This is a genomic window from Viridibacillus sp. FSL R5-0888 (assembly GCF_038009105.1).
In the GTDB taxonomy this organism is placed as follows: Bacteria; Bacillota; Bacilli; order Bacillales_A; family Planococcaceae; genus Viridibacillus; species Viridibacillus arenosi.
The window spans coordinates 2,236,724-2,254,521 of sequence record NZ_JBBPAU010000001.1 but is presented as its reverse complement, the minus strand read 5'-3'; the positions used below and the strand labels follow the sequence as shown (position 1 = coordinate 2,254,521).

Genomic DNA, 17,798 nt, shown 5'->3' with positions numbered 1-17,798 from the left:
CGCGGATAGAGAGTCGGGTTAGGTGGAAACCGATACGTAGCAACTGATGGAATGGACCTTTGAGTGACTGCTTGAAAGTTGAGTATGGCAGTTCGATTGGCGAATCGTTATATCGCTTATAGTGGTAGCGTTTTTTGCTGCAATTGAGGTGGTACCGCGGAATTTCCGCCCTCCATAGAGAATAGTCTCTATGGGGGGCTTTTTGTGTTACTTGAGATGAGCTGAGAAAAGGAGTTTGAGCAAATGACAGTTAAGACGAGAGAGTATGAGATGGTAACACTTCAAGGGGATATGATGACACCGATATCCATTTATCAAGCAGTAAGAGGTCGAAAGAAAATGCTTTTTGAATCGTCTGCTAAGCACCAAGAAAGTGGTCGATATTCATTTATCGCCTTGAATCCAATCGCAGAGTTAAAAAGTACGGAAAATGGTACGATAATTTTGAAAAAAGGGCAGCAGAGTGAATTACAACGTTCTCCAATTGATGTTTTAAAAGAAATGCTACCATTAAATCAGGAAGACTATCCGTTTGCCTTCTTTGGTGGAGCAATAGGCTATATCGGTTATGAAACTGCCTTTTATTTTGAAAAAATCGGTAATTCTTTGCCAGATGAGCTAGACATGCCGAATATGCATATGCTTTTTTACGATTCATTTATTATTTATGATCATTTACAACAAACTGTATCAATTGTTGCGATTGATTTGTTTAATAGTGGTCGTAGTCCTGAAGAAATGAAGGCAAGTATTCAAGAGATTGTGACAAGCCTACAAATGACAACTGTGTCACAACCTGAAGTGGAAGGAGATACTTTAGAATTTAAATCATCAATGGATGAAGTGTCGTTTTGTGATATGGTCAAAACCGCTCAGGAACATATAAAGCAAGGTGATATATTCCAAGTCGTACTTTCACAACGTTTTTCATCGCCATTTTCAGGAAATCCATTTTCTTTATATAGAAAATTACGTACATCTAACCCTTCACCTTATATGTTTTATATGGATTTTGAAGACTATATCATTTTAGGTACTTCACCTGAAAGTCTAGTAAAGGTTAAAAATAGACTTGTTACCACAAATCCGATTGCCGGAACGCGTCCTCGTGGTAAAACGGCTATAGAAGACACTGAACTTGCCAAAGGTTTACTTGAAGATGAAAAAGAAATTGCTGAACATCGTATGTTAGTCGATCTCGGACGCAATGATATCGGTAAACTATCCAAAATTGGCTCAGTGAAGCTACCAAAATATATGGATATTGAATACTACAAATATGTCATGCACATTGTTTCTGAAGTGACTGGCGAGTTAAAAGACGATATTCATGTGTTAGATGTACTAGCAACCTGCTTGCCCGCAGGCACTGTGTCAGGTGCACCTAAAATTCGTGCAATGCAAATTATCAATGAGTTAGAAACGACAAAACGTGGTGTATATGCCGGGGCAGTAGGCCATATCTCAATTTCCGGTGATATGGATATGGCCCTAGCTATTCGTACAATGGTTGTTCGAAACGGTCAAGCACATGTGCAAGCAGGTGCTGGTATTGTCTATAACTCAATTGCAGATAGCGAATACGAGGAGACACTTAATAAAGCAAAAGCGCTTTTGGAGGTGCGAAAATGATCCTATTAATCGATAATTATGACTCATTCACATACAATCTTTATCAACAAGTGAGTGCATTAGGGAAAGATGTTCAAGTCGTGCGAAATGATGCGCTGACTATAGACGATATCCGTCATATGCGACCAGAGGCTATTATCATTTCACCTGGACCTGGTACGCCATCTGAAGCGGGTATTTCTGTACAGATTGTACAAGAGCTTTATAAAGAGTTTCCCATTCTCGGTATTTGCCTAGGTCACCAATCGATTGCAGAAGCCTTTGGTGCAAAGATCGTGCAGGCACAAAATATCATGCATGGTAAATTATCTTTAGTTGATTACGAGCAAGCTGGCCTATTCTCAGCGCTTAATGGTCCGCTCTCTGTTATGAGGTATCATTCACTAGTGATCGAGCCTAAAACGTTATCACAAGCCTTTAAAGTAACTGCGACAGCTACTGATGATAACGAGATAATGGCTATTCAACACAAAATATATCCAGTCTTTGGCCTGCAATTTCATCCCGAATCCATCGGTACGCCTGAAGGGGATAGTATGATCCATTCGTTTATTGAATCCTATTGTACCGTTTATAATGATTAACTAATCATAAAATAAGCCCAATTCTCTTATTAATAATACTGAGAGGATTGGGCTTTCATTTCTTTCTTTTTGTATTCTTTGAATCGAAACCTTCAATTTTTATTTCACCAAATGACATAAAAAATTTATAAATACCTAAAAGTTAGAATAAAGTGATGAGATGGGGGGATTTGATGAAAGGAAATAAGAGCGTTTTTGTTATATCTCTAGTTATTATTATTGGATTCGTTTTTTGTTATATCTTCTTTAGTGGAGTAGGTAAAGCTTCTTTCAAAAATGAATTTTGGGAAAAAGCAGATGTTGGAGTTATAAGTCAAATAGAACTTATTAGAGGATCGGATAGTAAGCAAATACTCTATACTAAAGAACAAGACATAAATGTATTTGTATCTACCATTTCCGAAGCAGAAATAAAAAAAGTAAAAGAAAGTTCTATCAAAATAGATGAATCTTACTGGATTACTATATGGATAGCTGGGGATAGAAAATTTGGATTACGAATTGAAAATAATCAGGTTTTTTCTGTTTTTAATTATGAGGGTAGTGAAAATAATGCTAACCTTTACGAATTTAAAGATAAATCTATTTATAAATACATTGAAAATCTATTTTAAACAGACAAAAATCCCTAGAAAGTTGGTAATAAAAAAATATTATATTTGTTATTATTCAACCTTCAGCAGTGCGATATCGATTAAGCTATCCTTTTTACTGGATAATTCTTTTTTATAAAATAATGCTATATCCAATAAAAAGTAATTAGTTGTTTGTATTTTCAATATTATTGCGTATAATAATTGGAAAAGGAGGGCTGGAGTTGGAAATCTCAGAATATATTGAAAATGTTGATGAAAACAGGCGTGAGGCGTTTCGAAAACTCTTCGAAACGGTGCAAGAAAATTTACCACCAGGTTTTGAATTGGTCATGCAGTATTCGATGCCGAACTTCGTAGTACCGAAGTCAATATATCCGAATGGCTATCACTGCAGTCCTGATGAACCGCTACCATTCATAGGTGTAGCAGCTCAAAAGCAACACCTTTCTCTGTATCATATGGGGATCTATTCTAAACCGGAGTTACTTGACTGGTTTGTTACTGAATACCCGAAACATATGACTACTAAGCTCAATATGGGTAAGAGTTGCATACGGTTTTCGAATGCCAAGAATATACCATATGCGTTAATTGCTGAGCTCGTCAGTAAAATGACAGTAGATGAATGGATAGAATTGTACGAGAAGCAACTTAAAAAAGCATAGAAGGGGTGTTTTGAATGCAGACACGTATCGAAGAAATTGATGGGCTTGTTGTGAAAGGTTTGAGTATTCATCAAGGAAAAACGTCAGATATTCCCGAGAAGTGGGAGGAACTTGCGAATGTCCTTGAAGGCTATAGCGTATCGCAGGACGTATCATATGGTGTTTGTATTCAAATGAATGAAGACGGTTTAGATTACGTCGCAGGTATTGACGATCATCTTCTACCAGATGAAATTACAGCAGTGACTGTTAAGATTCCTGAAGGTCGATACTTAGTCGGTAAAGTTGCTGGTGGAATCGGCCAGATTCAAGATACATTCCGAAAATTATTCAGTAATCAGGAAGTTACACATCGTCCATCTATGAGTTTTGAGAAATATATCGGCCAAGATTTACACGATATAGAAGTTTGGGTGCCAATCGTTTAAAAGTCCGGCGTAGAGTATTATACTCTACGCTTTTTTAATTGATTTCGTATATATATCAAAAGCTTTATTTATAAAATTAATGTACAATAAGCTCGAGGTGAAGAGTTTGTATTATTTAAGGTTAGTTTTACTGTATTTGTTTTTAGCGGTAATTGGTTTCGTACTTGCATGGTTTAATGCTCCTACATGGGTCATAGTTGTCGTCTTTATAATTGCTGTGGCTGCCGTGATTTATAATAATGTACTTGTTATGTACTTATCTAAAGATGCGAAGAAAATTGAACGAGCGATGCGTAATCAACGTAGAAATCCACTTTTCGCACATGTTCTTGCAGTAAAAGAAGGCACGTTAGAGGATGAAATGAAAGAGATAGATCGTATCATTGCGAAATATAAGCAGCCAGATCTCCGTAATAGCTTTGAATTTTTACGTAGCTATCGACTAGGGCAATATGAAAATGCGATTAAGTTTGCTAAGGAAATTAAAAGAGAACCTAATAGAAGCTACCATTTAGCACTTGCTGACGTTTTACAAAAAAATTATAAGAAAGCACGCACTTATAGTTTTGACCAAGCATGGATGACACATGCTGTAGAAGCAGAAATTGCACTGCAATTGAAAAATCTAGAAAATTATAAAAAGCATATGCAATTAGCAATAGATGAATCAAAGGGAATGCAGCTTGTATTAAATCAAGCAACATTTGAAAAAGAGCTAAAAGCATTTAATGTCGGCGGAAAAAAATAATATTTGTACAATTGAATTTTAATGAAGCAGGGGTAGCCGCCCTGCTTTTTTATTTTTCTTAAATGGATTAATCTATTTATATTTTAATAGTTTTAATTTTCTGATAAAGTATAAGGGATAGTACATAAAGGAGAGAATATGATGGTGAAACTAGAACAATCGATAGATGTTTCAAAACATAATGATGTACAACTAGCGAATAGTACAATTGCACTTGGACCGGTGAAGATGAATGTGTTTAGTTTTGCAGTAGATGGCATATTGATTGATACAGGAGCACAATCTTTGCTTCCATCATTTCGTTCTTTTTTCGAGCAAGCTGATTTTGAACAAGTGATGCTTACGCATTTCCATGAGGATCATATTGGTTGTGCAGCTTGGATAAAAGAACAGAGAGATATCCCTTTCTATATTCATAAAGACTCTGTCGAGCGCTGTAGTAAAGAATATATCTATCCAAAGTATCGTCAGTACTTTTGGGGACAAAGCGAGCCATTTCAAGCCCAAGCAATCGGAGAGACGTTCCAATCAAAAAATGCGACTTGGGATGTAATTAATACACCTGGTCATACTCAAGATCATTTAGCGTTCCTAAACAAGGAAACTGGTGCATTGTTTACTGGTGATTTGTTTATTCAGGAAAAAACGAAAGTAATTTTAGCAGAAGAAAATATCGTCGATACTCTACAATCCTTACGGAAATTATTAACCTATGATTTTAAAGATATGTATTGCTGCCACGCAGGATATATAGAAGATGGCCATAAGGAAATAAAAAACAAGATTGACCATTTAGAAGTGTTACAGTCGCAAATTATTAATTTGCATAAGAAAGGTATGTCTGTAGAGGAAATAACTGCTCAACTATTCCCAAGAGTTTATCCAATAGTTGAAACATCTGAAGGTGAATGGTCTGCCATTCATATTGTTAAGGGTTTTGTGGAAGGAAGTAGGTAAAGTTAAGAAAATAAGAAGCACAGATTAATGTGCTTCTTATTTTTAATTATACTATTTTTCAGCATGAATAGGAGATACTCCTTCTTCTTCTGGTGTTAAACCAGAAGTAGAGATCCAGGATCCAGTTTGTTTTATTTGATTTTTAGTAATTTGATATTTATAAGTTACGAAGCGCTCATTATCAAATCTAACATGTAGATACGCATCTGGTTTTATGCGGTACTCATCTGTATCAGTAATTTCCCAAGACTCTCCTACATATTTTACTTTTAAATATATGTTTAAATTCTCAATAGCTTTTTCTGTTTGATGTTGAACAATAAAAGGTCGCGATACATAAAAACCAATTGTAATTATAAGAATCAAACAAGCTAAACCCCAAGTAAATCTCCTCCACCACTTAGGTAATAAAAGAGCTAATAATCCAATAACTGAAATAATTACAAAGATAAAAGTCAATTCAATAATTGTTACCGGCATCATATGAATCCACCACCTTTAGCGACTAATACTTTTTTAATAATTCAATAGATATAGCTATATTCCCTTCAAGTGCTTATAATACAAAAAACCACAATTTTCTATTTGCATTAGAAAATTGCGGTTTATATTTTCATAGGAATGTATTAAGAACTATTATTTTTACTTTTTTTCTAGTCAACTTATATAACAATTCTTTTACTCAAAAAATGCCTCACTAAATGAACTGATTGAGGGAATGATAATCCTAGTTGCCAGATGCCTATACCTTTAATTTTGTAATCTACAACCATTTGAAGTTTACGTGCACGAGATCTTGAATCCTCAAACCAAACAATATGTCGATTACCTAATGCGTCCCAATACTCAAAGTGAGCTTGCTGATATTGAGTGGAGTATTGAATAGGTACTTGATAAGACATTGCGGTATTTACAGCATCACCTACTGCAATGGCTCGAGCACTTATGACAGAACCATCTTCAGCCATTGTCCAATCATATCCGTAATTTGGAACACCTAAAATGATTCTATTGGCATTCATATGATTTTTAGCATATTGAATTGTTTGTCGTACCTCATTTACTGGTGCCACCGGTCCTGGTTCACCACCTCCATGATGAAAATCATAGGCCATCAGAAAGACGAAATCAGCTGCAGCACCAATCCCTTTATAATCATAACCTTTTGTCCATGGCGTAGTATCATCTGTCTTAGCAGGTAATGCAACAGACGTAGTATAACCTTCTGGACTTAAACGATTTCTCACCATGCGGATAAAAGTCACATAATCAGCTGCATCGTAATCTTTAAGCAATTCAAAATCAATATTGACCCCAGCAAAATTATTGTCTTTTACTACGTTATAAATATTATTTACTGCTTGCTGTCTTATAGTCGGATTACTAATAATACTTCTTGCTACTTCTGAACTAAAACCTGTTTCAGTTAAATTTGATATGACAGCAATTGGCGCTACTTGTTTTTGCCGACTTAATGTATTAATGCTGTGTAGATACAATGGACTTAGTGTACCGTCATTTGAAATATGATATTCAAAAACACCATAATAAGAATTGCTATCTGCAAATTGATTTATCAACTCTATATCTCTTGCTGGTGTAGTAGGAGTTAAATAGCTGAAATTGGCTGCTCTATATTTGGTTCTAGGTGGCAAATATAAACGCATTCCCAATGATAAATTATTCGTGTGTAAACCATTATATAGCTTAATCGTTTCAACTGGCACTAAAGCCATTTGACCAATTTTATATAAGGAATCTCCAGGCTGAACAATATACATATTTGTAGGAATTAGCAAATCTTGCCCCGGGACTATATTTGGTATTTGCAAACCATTTGTAATTCTTATACTATCCATATTTACTTGATATTTTGATGCAATGGAAAATAAAGAATCTCCCGCTTTCACAACATATATAAACAATGTGTCACCTCTGTTTAACTATATTTAACCCTTTATAATATGCGTGTACTCAATAATGTGTTATGTAAATAATCGGCTTGTTTAATTTTGGTAATAAATTGTGTAGAATAATAAAAATTAATGGGGAACTTTAAAAGACAGGGGAATGTGATGGTATTACTGATTGTAGGTAATGAGCGTCAGCAGCAAATAACAATTGCTTTAGAACAGTATAAAATGGTGGATTCAGACGTTATAGGATGAGCAAATTTCATTTTAATAATCCTTTGTATTCACTAAAATAGAATAAAAAATTACCAATTAACGATACGTATTATTATTAGTAAGTAAGCTATACTATTTACGATTTCACTTATAAATCCACCATGACTAGGAGGCGGAACACGATGAGTAGGCCGGAACACTTAGATCCAAAATCTCAACAAATCCACCACAACTGGGCAAGGGATAAGCGTCAAAAATCTCAAGTGAATGGACAAACAGAGGTAACTCTGCATAACAAACTTTTGAGAACTTCAGCGAAATCACGACAGTCACAGTTATAACGATCATGAAGGTATAAGTGCAATCAAACCCGGAATTTAATTTCCGGGTTTTTTGTGTTTATATGTGATTTATTCTTTTCCAGCGGTTTAATCAAGCTAATAGCAACTAGGCGTTATTCCTTTTCTTATAGGCCAGTGACACACTTCGAGGGCAAAGTACATATCATTTGTATGAAGAGGTGGTGAAGAATGAGGGACGATAAAATGAATAAAAATCACAATCCTGTCGAAGTCGAACAACAGGAATGGAAGAAAAGACAATTGAAAGAACGTATGAAGCAGATGCTTACAATCGCTTCACCTATTTTTCTCTTGCTGTTATGGGAGTTCCTTTCCCAAACCAACTTGCTTGATGCACGTTTCTTTCCACCGCCATCTGAAATCGTAAGTACATTTTATTCCATGGCAATGAGTGGTGAGCTAGCTAACCATATTGGCATATCCCTTTACCGCATTATTGTGGGTTTCCTACTTGGGGTTATACCAGGCGTTGTCATTGGTCTATTGATGGGTCTGTATTCACCAATTAGGCACTTCATCTCACCTATTGTAATGGCGCTTATGCCAATTCCTACTCTCGCCTTGTTACCCATTATCATTATCCTATTTGGAATCGGAGACTTCTCTAAAGTTGTAACGATTGCTGGTAGTGTATTTTTCCCAGTTGTCATCAATACAACGGCAGGAGTCATTAATATTGACTCCATCTATTTAGATGTCGCCAAAAATTACGGAGCTAGCTCTAAGGACTTTTTCTTGAAAATTGCATTCCCTGGGGCGCTACCGGTCATGATGGAAGGGATTCAAATGGGTCAGGCAATTGCTCTCTTAACGATCGTGGCAGCTGAAATGATGGGCGCTACATCAGGTATAGGCTATTTAATTTGGACCTCTTATAAAGCCTTTATGCTAAAAGAGATGTTCGTTGGGCTTATACTCATTTCATTTTTCGGCTACTTATTTTCACTTTTGCTAAGGGCGATACAGAATAAGATTTTATCTTGGAGGTGAAGCAGTGGAAGACAACACTAAAATTTCAATTCAAGATATGACGAAAGTATTTTACAAGAAAAATAGTAGTGTCACTGCTTTGGATCATATTTCTCTCAATATTTCAGAAGGTGAATTTGTATGTCTCGTTGGCCCAAGTGGTTGCGGTAAAACAACGTTGCTACGTATATTAGCTGGTCTCGAAACAACGAGTGTTGGTGAATTTAAGATTGTGGAGAGTGAAGAAAATCGACCTCTGCAATCGATGGTTTTCCAAGAAAGAGGCGTTATTCCTTGGCTCTCCGTGGAAGATAATGTTGCATTCGGTCTGAAAATGAGACATCTACCAGCTGAATTGATCAAAGAGCGTACATCTTACTATTTAGAAAAAGTTGGCCTAGAAAAGTTTTCAACACTTTATCCAAAGGAACTTTCTGGAGGTATGAAGCAACGTGTAAGTATTGCACGTGCATTTGCCAATGATCCTGAAATCTTACTGATGGATGAACCATTTGCAGCACTTGATGAGCAAAATAAATTTATATTACAAGAAGAACTCTTATCTATTTGGGAAGAAACAAAGAAAACAGTGCTATTTATAACGCATAGTATTGATGAAGCGTTGCTACTAAGCGATCGAATTCTTTTAATGAGTTCGCAACCTGGTAGAATTGTGAAAGAGATTAAAAATGATTTACCAAGGCCTAGAAATATAGAGCAAATAAGAGCGGACCAACGTACAGCAGGTCATTTTTTAGACATTTGGAAGCATCTGCAAGATGAAGTGCAAAAATCAAGAAAGTAGTTAGTAAAAGGGGGCATGACATGCGAAAATGGTTAAAGTTAGGTTTATTTATACCATTCCTAATCCTTGCAATGTTCGTTGCGGGGTGTTCGGATAAAGAAACAGGAAATAAGGGAACTACAGGAACGAAAGACAATAACGAAATAAGTAAAGACAATCCGTCAGGCGATTTGGCTGCTTTAAGTAAAAAAACGAAAGTTGTTATTGCCGAGGACGGAGCGGCATCAGGGGCAGGTTTTTATATCGCTAAAGAGAAAGGTTACTTCGAGGATTATAATATTGAGGTAGAATTTGCTCAATTTGCAAATAGTGATGACATGTTACCTGCACTTGCAGCGGGTGAAGTAGATATTGCAGGAGGAATATCAACAGCCTCTTTCTTTAATGCAATTGCACAGGGAATTGACGTTAAAATTATTGCAGATAAAGGGCATAACGTACAAGGGAAATCCTATTTCTCATTTGTAATTGGTAACCATATGAAAGGTAAAATTAATGACTACTCAGATTTCAAAGGAAAAAAGATTGCCGTCTCTGCAAAGAACGCGATTGATGGCTATATCTATCAAAGAATGCTAGAACATGCAGGATTGACTGATAAGGATGTTAAATTCACACTAATGAATGACTTCGGTAGCATGCTTGGTGCCCTCGACAACGGCTCAATTGATGCTGCACTTAGTATTGAACCATTAATCGCTCAAGGCATCGAAAAAGGCATACTAACACGTTTTGGAGATACAACAGATTTTGCGCCAGATTCTCAAATCGCATTAGTATTAGCATCTCCTAAATTTATGACAGAAGAGCAAGACGTTTCGCTTCGCTTTATGTTGGCTTATTTAAAAGGGGTACGTGACTATAATGATGCGTTCATCAAAGGTGAGGGCAAAGAGCAAATCATCGACATCATGACAAAACATACAGCATTAAAAGATGCGAAGCTATGGGAAAAAGTATTTGTAACTGGCCTTGATCCAGATGGTAAAATGCGTATTGATGACATTCATGCGCAATATGATATGTATAAAGCAAATGGTGCAACACAAGGGGAGTTCGACTTCGACAAAGCAATTGACACTTCACTCACAGAAAAAGCCGTCAAAATCCTTGGCGAATACTGATTTACTCGTGCCTGATTTGTTTTAATTGCAACGATTCCCGCCTATAATACGAATTTAACGTTCTATGGGCGTCTATATAAATTAAAGTCGCTTTCACCGCAACAAGGGGAAAGCGACTTTTTATCTTAGACGGCCATTTATATCATTGTCTAACTGTTTTTCACCAATAAAGTCACTTAAACACCTATTAACTTTTTAGCTAACTTTATGTTTTCCTTTAGATAAATTGGTATTTCTGAGTTATGTAAAATCTCCTCTGTCGACATCCAACAAACATCGTCTACCTCATCTAAACACTTAGCATATGCTTCTCCAGACTCGTGATCGCATTGAAAAACAATGTCTATTACGTTTAATCCTGATTCCGTAACAAAAAAAGAACTATTCACATATCTAAGATTTGAAACCTCAATACCAACTTCTTCAAAGATTTCTCTTTTTAATGTTTTCTCTAATACATCAGTTGATGTATTATCTAGTTCAACTTTACCACCAACTAGAGAAAGTAAGCCGCCAGCATGTTCTTCCTTTTTGCTGCGACTTATTAAAAGCCATTTTTCATTTTTGTAAATTGCACCTTCAACATTTACGATAAACATTAACTTCCCTCCAAATTAAGCGTTATTTTAATATTCTCTCTCACTAAAAGCTTTTCCTTTAAAGTTTATGAATACATAAGTTAAACCCTTGTTAATCTATGAATCTTGCGGTTAACTCAAAATAAATACTTTTTCTCTCCGCACATATGTAACGTCGTCATAAGTGTTAGAAAACAGAGGTAACGAATTAGTACCAATAATTTATAGATAAAAAGAAACCATCTAATCTCTTTGGTGTATATTTAGGGCAGGGACTCACTTGGTAATATATAATTTCTAGACGCTTTTTTGTAATGAATTTATCTTTCAGCATTTATTTCTTTCAGAAAAAATGCCCTTTTTGGCTACTAAGAACAAATGTTCTACACACGTAAAAAGGGCATTTTTCTCATTAAAACAATGTAATTTAACCTTATATAGTGTAAAAATACATTATCTATACAGAGTATCATCCATTTTTTTGAATAAATCTCCGTGTAGTAATAAGAACCTGACTATTGCATATAAGAACACTCGTTTGTATACTAGGGGAAAGGGCACTTTTTATTAAAAATAAGCTAGGAGTTGGTGTTTTTTATGTGGAAAATATCAAATGGGAAATTGATTCAAGCAACAGATATAGCCCGAGTTAAATTTCGCACGAATATAAGTGCTGCGGTTTTGGAAAAACTAAAAGTAATGGCTGATGATTATGATACTCATATCAATTACTTGTTGGAATCAGGTGTACAAGCAGTATTAAATCAAAATACAATCGTCTATGATAAAGCAACCCGTCCGACAGATCGAGTACAGTATAAGACAACATACGATGCTGATCTTTTAGAAGCTTTGAAGGTTTTTGCGAAACAACATCAAGTATATATAAACGATGTCATTGAATATAGCGTACAATACATAGATCTAAAAGATGTGAAAAACACGAGTTACAAACATAGAGTAGAGTGATGAAAATCCACTTTTACTCTTAATCACAGAACGCCCCGAACATAATATACATTATAGGAAGTTGCGTTTCAGTTCATAAGTATACTTGAAACAGTGAGATATTTTTGAAATTTATGGTGAAATGGCGTTTTGTTGATGTTCATTAAATTCATACATAGATCCATTTAAACTATCCAGTTATACATTTTACGCATTCGGTTGATCAAGTAACTCATTCACAAGCATTTAACATACTGAGGCATTCTGGATCACTTTAGTTCTATCAGCAAGAATATCCAGAACATCATTAGATTTCCAATATGCTCCTTTCTAATCTACTTAAGATTTTTCAGAAAGTTTTATCCAACTAATACTTTTAAAATATTCTATAAGTACACCACAAGGTAAAGTTATTTCTAATAAAGATTAACAACACCTAACAATAATATTATTTATTTTAAATAGGATAAAACATCTCATTATCCATATCTCTGTACTTTTAAGGCCCGCTAGGACATTCATAACCATGTTAAATTTTAAAACACAGCACTTCCCTACCCTTTTAATTAAACCCCTTTAAAAACGCTCATAAAGCCTTTTTTGGCATTTGATAAATTAATCTGGTCTTTTTGCGACTCAATGGATAGTAAAGTCACTAACTTTTCTAAATTACAATGTTTTTTTGTCATTGTTGTGGTCTTTCTAAAAAGGCTGTGAATCAGAACCTTTTGACAATATAAGGCGTTGGATAATTAACCTTTTTGGACCTTCAAATGCAAAGTGTTAGTACTAATATAAACTCAAACACAAATAACCCCCGTCCTAATTAAAGACGGGGTTATTTTAAACTATTTAATTTTTGAGGTAATTACTTCACTGCACTTAAATATAATAATAATTTCGTTAAAATTTCATGCCCATTTGTTAAAAAAGAGTCAGGGGTAACAGTGAAAGCAATCAGAAAATCATGCATTAAGAAAAGTTTTTACCTTAGCTAAGTAGACTGGTAAATTATCATCATGGACAAAGTGACCGGCATCTTCTATCGTGACCAATTCGCAATTCGGGATTAATTTAGAAACTTCGAGTAATTTGTTTTGAGGAATATGGCTGGATCCACCGCCTATTATAAGAGTAGGTTGGTTAATATCCGCAAGGCGCGCCCACCATTCGGGGTTTGGTTCATTAAGTTGTTTTAGAATAGAAGGCACAACTAGCCAATCAAACGGTAGGTGCTTAGTTGGGTTAGAGGGAATCTCGATCTGCTTATCCGGAAAAGGAGGAGGAGTATCTTCAACAATCAACTTTTCTATTCTTGTTGGGAAATTCTCTGAGAAAAGATAGGATACTGTTCCCCCCATGGAATGACCTAGTAGCGTAAAACGTTCTAAATTCAAAGCATTCGCAAAATGAAGCAAGTCCTCGCACATCAGTTCAAAAGTGTATGTACTCGTTCTCGCACTCCCACCGTGCCCACGTTGATCTAAAGCTAAAATGCGGTAATTCTCTCCTAATACTGCAGCAACTTGATCCCAAGATTCTGAACTTTTTCCCAGCGCATGAAGTGCTACAAGCGGTGGTGCAGAAGGTTCCCCACTCTCACGATATTGAAAAGTAAGTCCATTTAATTCAATTTGATTCACCTGTATTTCCAATTTCATCATCTCCTAGGGTGTTTTTCGTCTGTTGAAAACAGATATATTTTTTATTATCTATACATCTATATTTCAGAGGTTGTTTGAATATTTCCTTTTGGTTTTGTATTTCCAAAAAAATGTCGTCCAGCCGAAACTGATAGGTTTTCTATTTAGTTAGCAAGTATAAAACGGATTAATCCTAATATTGCATAGCAAAACAGTACTATACCCGCTCCGATGCCGGTTATAGCGCTATTGGCTACTTTAAGCTTTTTAGAGAGAAATATTGAGATGATTGAGATTGCTATGAGTAAAGTTGCTAAGAGATATAAACTGGCGTCTTCGAAGATACTTTTTAACCCGATAAAATGTATGCCGACGATAAAGGCAACCCAAGGAGCCACGTAGTCTTTTCTTTTATTTTTAATCAATAAGAAAGCGCCGAACCCTGCTACGAAGAATTCGGCATACAAGAAGATTAAGTAACTCTTGTATGCTCCCGCTTCCGACAATGCGCTTGGTTGATGCCAATTTGTCACGCTTAAAAATATGCCTCCTAATCCAACTAAAAGCGAGAATACAGAAGCAATTCCTAAAAACTTTCTCCAGCTTTCTCTCGGTTTTTCCTGTGCCCAGCCAAACCAGCTTGATCCAAACACACCGAAAATCGCCATGTACATTGCGTAGTCTCTAACAAAATCTATGTGATTTCCCCCTCTTTTTTTACAATTTGAGAATCTTCAACGTCTTAAAGAAAAATGTGCTTGTTAATTTATACAGTTTTTTTAATGGCGATATGACCTTTTTCTACAAGTACTTATGTATCTTTAGAATTTATTCGTTATGGAATAAAATATAAAAATCCCGTATTCCACAAAGGATACGGGATTTTAATACATAGGTTCTATTTTAATAAAAGATGACCTTTAAACGTTTGTTTAATTTCGCTTAGCTCATTTGCATCAGGGTAATAGTACCATACCCCTGCTTCTTTTCCTCCACTACCTTTTTCAAATTGAATTTGCTCTATATTTTTATTCAATGATTTATATTGTTTCTGAATATTTAACATTTCTTTCAATGTGAAATTCGTTTTAATATTATCTCCTAAATTACCAAGAATATCATCTATTTTTAATAGCGATGATAGATTTGTTCCTTTATCTAAAACTGCTTGAATAAGTTGTTTTTGTCTAATTTGACGACCAAAGTCTCCACGAGGATCTTCATATCGGATACGAGAGAATATTAGCGCTTCTTTACCATTCAGCTCTATCTCGCCTTTTGGGAAGTGATAGTTTTTGTAGGTCAAATCCATATCATTTACAACTGTGACACCATTCAGCGTATCAATTATATCTTTAAAGCCTTCCATGTTTACTTTCACATAATAATCAATTGGTATATCTAAGAAGTTTTCGACTGTTGCAATGGCCATTTCTGCTCCGCCACGAGCATAAGCATGATTAATTTTTTCTACTGTTCCGTTCCCTACAATTTCAGTCTTTGTATCTCGAGGAATACTTAACATTTTCACAGATTCTTCTTTTGGATTGACTGATAATACGATCATTGTATCTGATCTACCTGAATCGTTAGCTCTCTCATCTACACCTAACAATAATACAGAGAAAGGATCTTGTTTTTTTATAGATATATCATTTTCTCTCTTATCTGTTTTATCTACAGGATGATGCATATTATCAAGAGCGGAATTGAAAGAATTATATAAGCTAAATGCGTAGCCACCTACCCCTAATACTAATAACAGTACAATACCAAGTATAATTTGATATTTCTTCTGTTTATACCACTTTTTCTCTTCCATAATCATTCACCTAATCTTTCTGATATATAGTAACTACTTTATTGTTGGAATCACCGTTAGATTTCATAATTTTTATAAAAAGCGTAAAATCTAATACTTATAACGAAAGAATTGTTTAAATGGTTGCCAAGGAATATTATAAAAATTTTTCTTGAAACGTCAATAAAAAAGAGCTGCTCCAGCAACTCAATATTAAAATCATTAAATAATTACATTTTCAGGAATTCATTTATTTCTTTAATAGCTTTCGAAGTTTGAGCATGAATTAACCAATCAGATTTGACCATCTCTTTGTTTGTCGTAACTATTTCTACAATATCCATATCATTTAGTACTTTATAAACGGGGCGACGCTTACCATTTACTATTGCAGCAGACATACACCTAGCTAATTGTGAATTTAATGAAAAAGCGAAATCAATAATAGTTGAGCCTTTTGGTAAAGAGATCACATCCATTTTTGGTGTATACACTGTAATTACCCTTTGAAGCAATTCGAAAGCTATTAAATCATAAAATTCGATTGGCGAATTTGAGATAGATTTTACTGTGTGTATAGAGTCCCCTAACAAATTTCTACTTAAATTCGTTATTTCACTACTTGATAAACCACTCTTTAATAAGGCAAATACCCCAGTATCATTTAGATTTTTATCATACTCACTCTGAATGATGAAGTTTACTTCGATATTGTCGACAAGTACTTTGGTCTTTAAATGTTTTAAAAATGGACTTTTCACTATTGCAATATTATCCATTAATTGATCCTCTATTGGTGTATATAGATTATGTATTATACCAAGTGCAGTATAACAATGCAGCGGTAAATTTGTAATTACTTTTATGGAGAATAAATCAGATATGGCATGTTCTTCTAGTAAAAGACAATAAGATCTATATAACGGTTCTTTACCCCAATCCAAATCAATAACTAGAGAATTACCTTCCTTTTGTAATTTATCAGAGCATATTAAAAAAATATCATTAAATTTTTTAGCGTAGTTGTTTATTAACTTTTGAACTGTATTAGACTTGGGTGGGTTCAAATAACTGAATGATAATGCCTCTAACTCGTCTTGAATTTTGTATAACCCTAGTCGCTCAGCAAGTGGCGCAAAAAAGATTATTGTTTCATTTGCATAAGGGATTTTCTTTTCAACTTTTTTTATTGAAAGAGTCCTCATGTTATGCAATCGATCTGCAATTTTAATAACTGCTACTCTAATATCAATAATAGAAGCAGTTAGCAGTTTTTCTGTATTGACTGCACTGTACTCTTCTTTTTCAAGTAGACCTTTCTCAACTTTGGTCAATCCTTCTACGATTGTAGAAACTTGTTTACCAAAGTTAAGTTGAATTTCATGAATAGAAATATCCGTATCTTCCACTACATCATGTAGTAATGCTGAAATTAAAGAGGTTATATCCGCCTTATACTCTAACAGTATTTCGCAAACAGCTAAGGGATGAGTGATGTACGGCTCTCCCGTAGCCCTCTTTTGTCCATGATGTGCTTTCTCAGCAAAAATAATAGCTTTTTCTAATAGCTCTATTTCACTTTGTGTAAGATAATTGCTCTTTTGAATTAAACGCGCTTTTAAAGCATTTATCATGAAATCCCCACCGTTTTTTAGATAATTATAACATTTAGGGCTGATTTTCCAATAAAAGTATTGGTAATTAGTTTTATATAGACAACTATTGATGAAGCAATTTCTTATTAATTTCTATGTCAATACATGCTCTATTTCAAAAGATACAAGCCCACTAGTCGTCCACCTTCTATAAAACATTCAATAGCATAAACG

Annotated in this window: 19 protein-coding genes and 1 other annotated feature (1 of these 20 cut by a window edge); of the genes, 12 read left to right on the top strand and 7 right to left on the bottom strand. The window is 34.9% G+C overall.

Features of this window, described 5'->3' with window-relative positions; all coding sequences use genetic code 11:
* Positions 1-176, top strand: a binding site (T-box leader); it begins 36 nt to the left of the window's first position.
* 67 nt (positions 177-243) lie between these two features.
* The 7 genes from trpE to MKY02_RS11185 all read left to right on the top strand — a co-directional run bounded on the left by trpE (position 244) and on the right by MKY02_RS11185 (position 5,610).
* Positions 244-1,632 carry an anthranilate synthase component I gene (gene trpE / locus MKY02_RS11215; RefSeq protein ID WP_340711184.1) on the top strand — a complete coding sequence of 463 codons (1,389 nt, stop codon included), beginning with the start codon at positions 244-246 and terminating at the stop codon, positions 1,630-1,632.
* Positions 1,629-2,216, top strand: a complete 588-nt coding sequence (locus MKY02_RS11210; protein ID WP_076035308.1) for an anthranilate synthase component II — start codon at positions 1,629-1,631, stop codon at positions 2,214-2,216. The genes trpE and MKY02_RS11210 overlap by 4 nt, the downstream gene beginning before the upstream one ends.
* Before the next feature lie 173 nt (positions 2,217-2,389).
* Positions 2,390-2,830 (top strand): hypothetical protein, encoded by a 441-nt coding sequence (locus tag MKY02_RS11205; RefSeq protein WP_076065043.1) that lies wholly within the window; start codon positions 2,390-2,392, stop codon positions 2,828-2,830.
* A gap of 203 nt (positions 2,831-3,033) precedes the next feature.
* On the top strand, positions 3,034-3,477 hold the full coding sequence (locus MKY02_RS11200; protein WP_235175690.1) for a DUF1801 domain-containing protein: 444 nt from the start codon (positions 3,034-3,036) through the stop codon (positions 3,475-3,477).
* Positions 3,478-3,491: 14 nt separating this feature from the next.
* Positions 3,492-3,905 carry a GyrI-like domain-containing protein gene (locus MKY02_RS11195; RefSeq protein WP_038181659.1) on the top strand — a complete coding sequence of 138 codons (414 nt, stop codon included), beginning with the start codon at positions 3,492-3,494 and terminating at the stop codon, positions 3,903-3,905.
* A gap of 106 nt (positions 3,906-4,011) precedes the next feature.
* Positions 4,012-4,653: a hypothetical protein gene (locus MKY02_RS11190; protein ID WP_038181661.1), complete on the top strand. Its 642-nt coding sequence runs from the start codon at positions 4,012-4,014 to the stop codon at positions 4,651-4,653.
* A 141-nt stretch (positions 4,654-4,794) separates the two neighbouring features.
* Positions 4,795-5,610: an MBL fold metallo-hydrolase gene (locus MKY02_RS11185; protein WP_038181664.1), complete on the top strand. Its 816-nt coding sequence runs from the start codon at positions 4,795-4,797 to the stop codon at positions 5,608-5,610.
* A 51-nt stretch (positions 5,611-5,661) separates the two neighbouring features.
* Here the strand turns inward: MKY02_RS11185 and MKY02_RS11180 are convergent, their stop codons facing one another.
* Both MKY02_RS11180 and MKY02_RS11175 read right to left on the bottom strand, forming a co-directional pair.
* Positions 5,662-6,093 carry a hypothetical protein gene (locus MKY02_RS11180; RefSeq protein WP_340711182.1) on the bottom strand — a complete coding sequence of 144 codons (432 nt, stop codon included), beginning with the start codon at positions 6,091-6,093 and terminating at the stop codon, positions 5,662-5,664.
* A gap of 179 nt (positions 6,094-6,272) precedes the next feature.
* A complete protein-coding gene (locus MKY02_RS11175) occupies positions 6,273-7,535 on the bottom strand; it encodes a glycosyl hydrolase family 18 protein (protein WP_340711181.1) in 1,263 nt (420 codons plus the stop codon).
* Between the two features lie 386 nt (positions 7,536-7,921).
* Here MKY02_RS11175 and MKY02_RS11170 point away from each other — a divergent pair, with 386 nt between their 5' ends.
* The 4 genes from MKY02_RS11170 to MKY02_RS11155 all read left to right on the top strand — a co-directional run bounded on the left by MKY02_RS11170 (position 7,922) and on the right by MKY02_RS11155 (position 10,999).
* On the top strand, positions 7,922-8,080 hold the full coding sequence (locus MKY02_RS11170; protein WP_076035312.1) for a YpzG family protein: 159 nt from the start codon (positions 7,922-7,924) through the stop codon (positions 8,078-8,080).
* 189 nt (positions 8,081-8,269) lie between these two features.
* Positions 8,270-9,091: an ABC transporter permease gene (locus MKY02_RS11165; RefSeq protein ID WP_235175691.1), complete on the top strand. Its 822-nt coding sequence runs from the start codon at positions 8,270-8,272 to the stop codon at positions 9,089-9,091.
* A gap of 4 nt (positions 9,092-9,095) precedes the next feature.
* Positions 9,096-9,875: an ABC transporter ATP-binding protein gene (locus MKY02_RS11160; protein ID WP_143691025.1), complete on the top strand. Its 780-nt coding sequence runs from the start codon at positions 9,096-9,098 to the stop codon at positions 9,873-9,875.
* 20 nt (positions 9,876-9,895) lie between these two features.
* Positions 9,896-10,999 (top strand): ABC transporter substrate-binding protein, encoded by a 1,104-nt coding sequence (locus MKY02_RS11155; protein ID WP_340711178.1) that lies wholly within the window; start codon positions 9,896-9,898, stop codon positions 10,997-10,999.
* A 176-nt stretch (positions 11,000-11,175) separates the two neighbouring features.
* Here the strand turns inward: MKY02_RS11155 and MKY02_RS11150 are convergent, their stop codons facing one another.
* The gene (locus MKY02_RS11150) at positions 11,176-11,598 is read right to left on the bottom strand and encodes an NUDIX hydrolase (RefSeq protein ID WP_340711177.1); all 423 of its coding nucleotides are present in this window, start codon (positions 11,596-11,598) and stop codon (positions 11,176-11,178) included.
* Positions 11,599-12,174: 576 nt separating this feature from the next.
* On the opposite strand from MKY02_RS11150, the gene MKY02_RS11145 reads away from it, so the two are divergent.
* Complete coding sequence (locus MKY02_RS11145; protein ID WP_038181682.1) at positions 12,175-12,546, top strand: hypothetical protein; 372 nt, start codon at positions 12,175-12,177, stop codon at positions 12,544-12,546.
* A 944-nt stretch (positions 12,547-13,490) separates the two neighbouring features.
* Here the strand turns inward: MKY02_RS11145 and MKY02_RS11140 are convergent.
* From MKY02_RS11140 to MKY02_RS11125, 4 genes are all read right to left on the bottom strand, one after another.
* Positions 13,491-14,180, bottom strand: a complete 690-nt coding sequence (locus tag MKY02_RS11140; RefSeq protein WP_083669551.1) for an alpha/beta fold hydrolase — start codon at positions 14,178-14,180, stop codon at positions 13,491-13,493.
* A 152-nt stretch (positions 14,181-14,332) separates the two neighbouring features.
* Complete coding sequence (locus tag MKY02_RS11135; RefSeq protein WP_235175692.1) at positions 14,333-14,842, bottom strand: hypothetical protein; 510 nt, start codon at positions 14,840-14,842, stop codon at positions 14,333-14,335.
* 224 nt (positions 14,843-15,066) lie between these two features.
* Complete coding sequence (locus MKY02_RS11130; protein WP_143691024.1) at positions 15,067-15,990, bottom strand: LCP family glycopolymer transferase; 924 nt, start codon at positions 15,988-15,990, stop codon at positions 15,067-15,069.
* A gap of 209 nt (positions 15,991-16,199) precedes the next feature.
* Positions 16,200-17,603, bottom strand: coding sequence for an HD domain-containing protein (locus MKY02_RS11125; protein WP_038181691.1), 1,404 nt, complete (start codon positions 17,601-17,603; stop codon positions 16,200-16,202).
* Positions 17,604-17,798 lie beyond the last annotated feature (195 nt).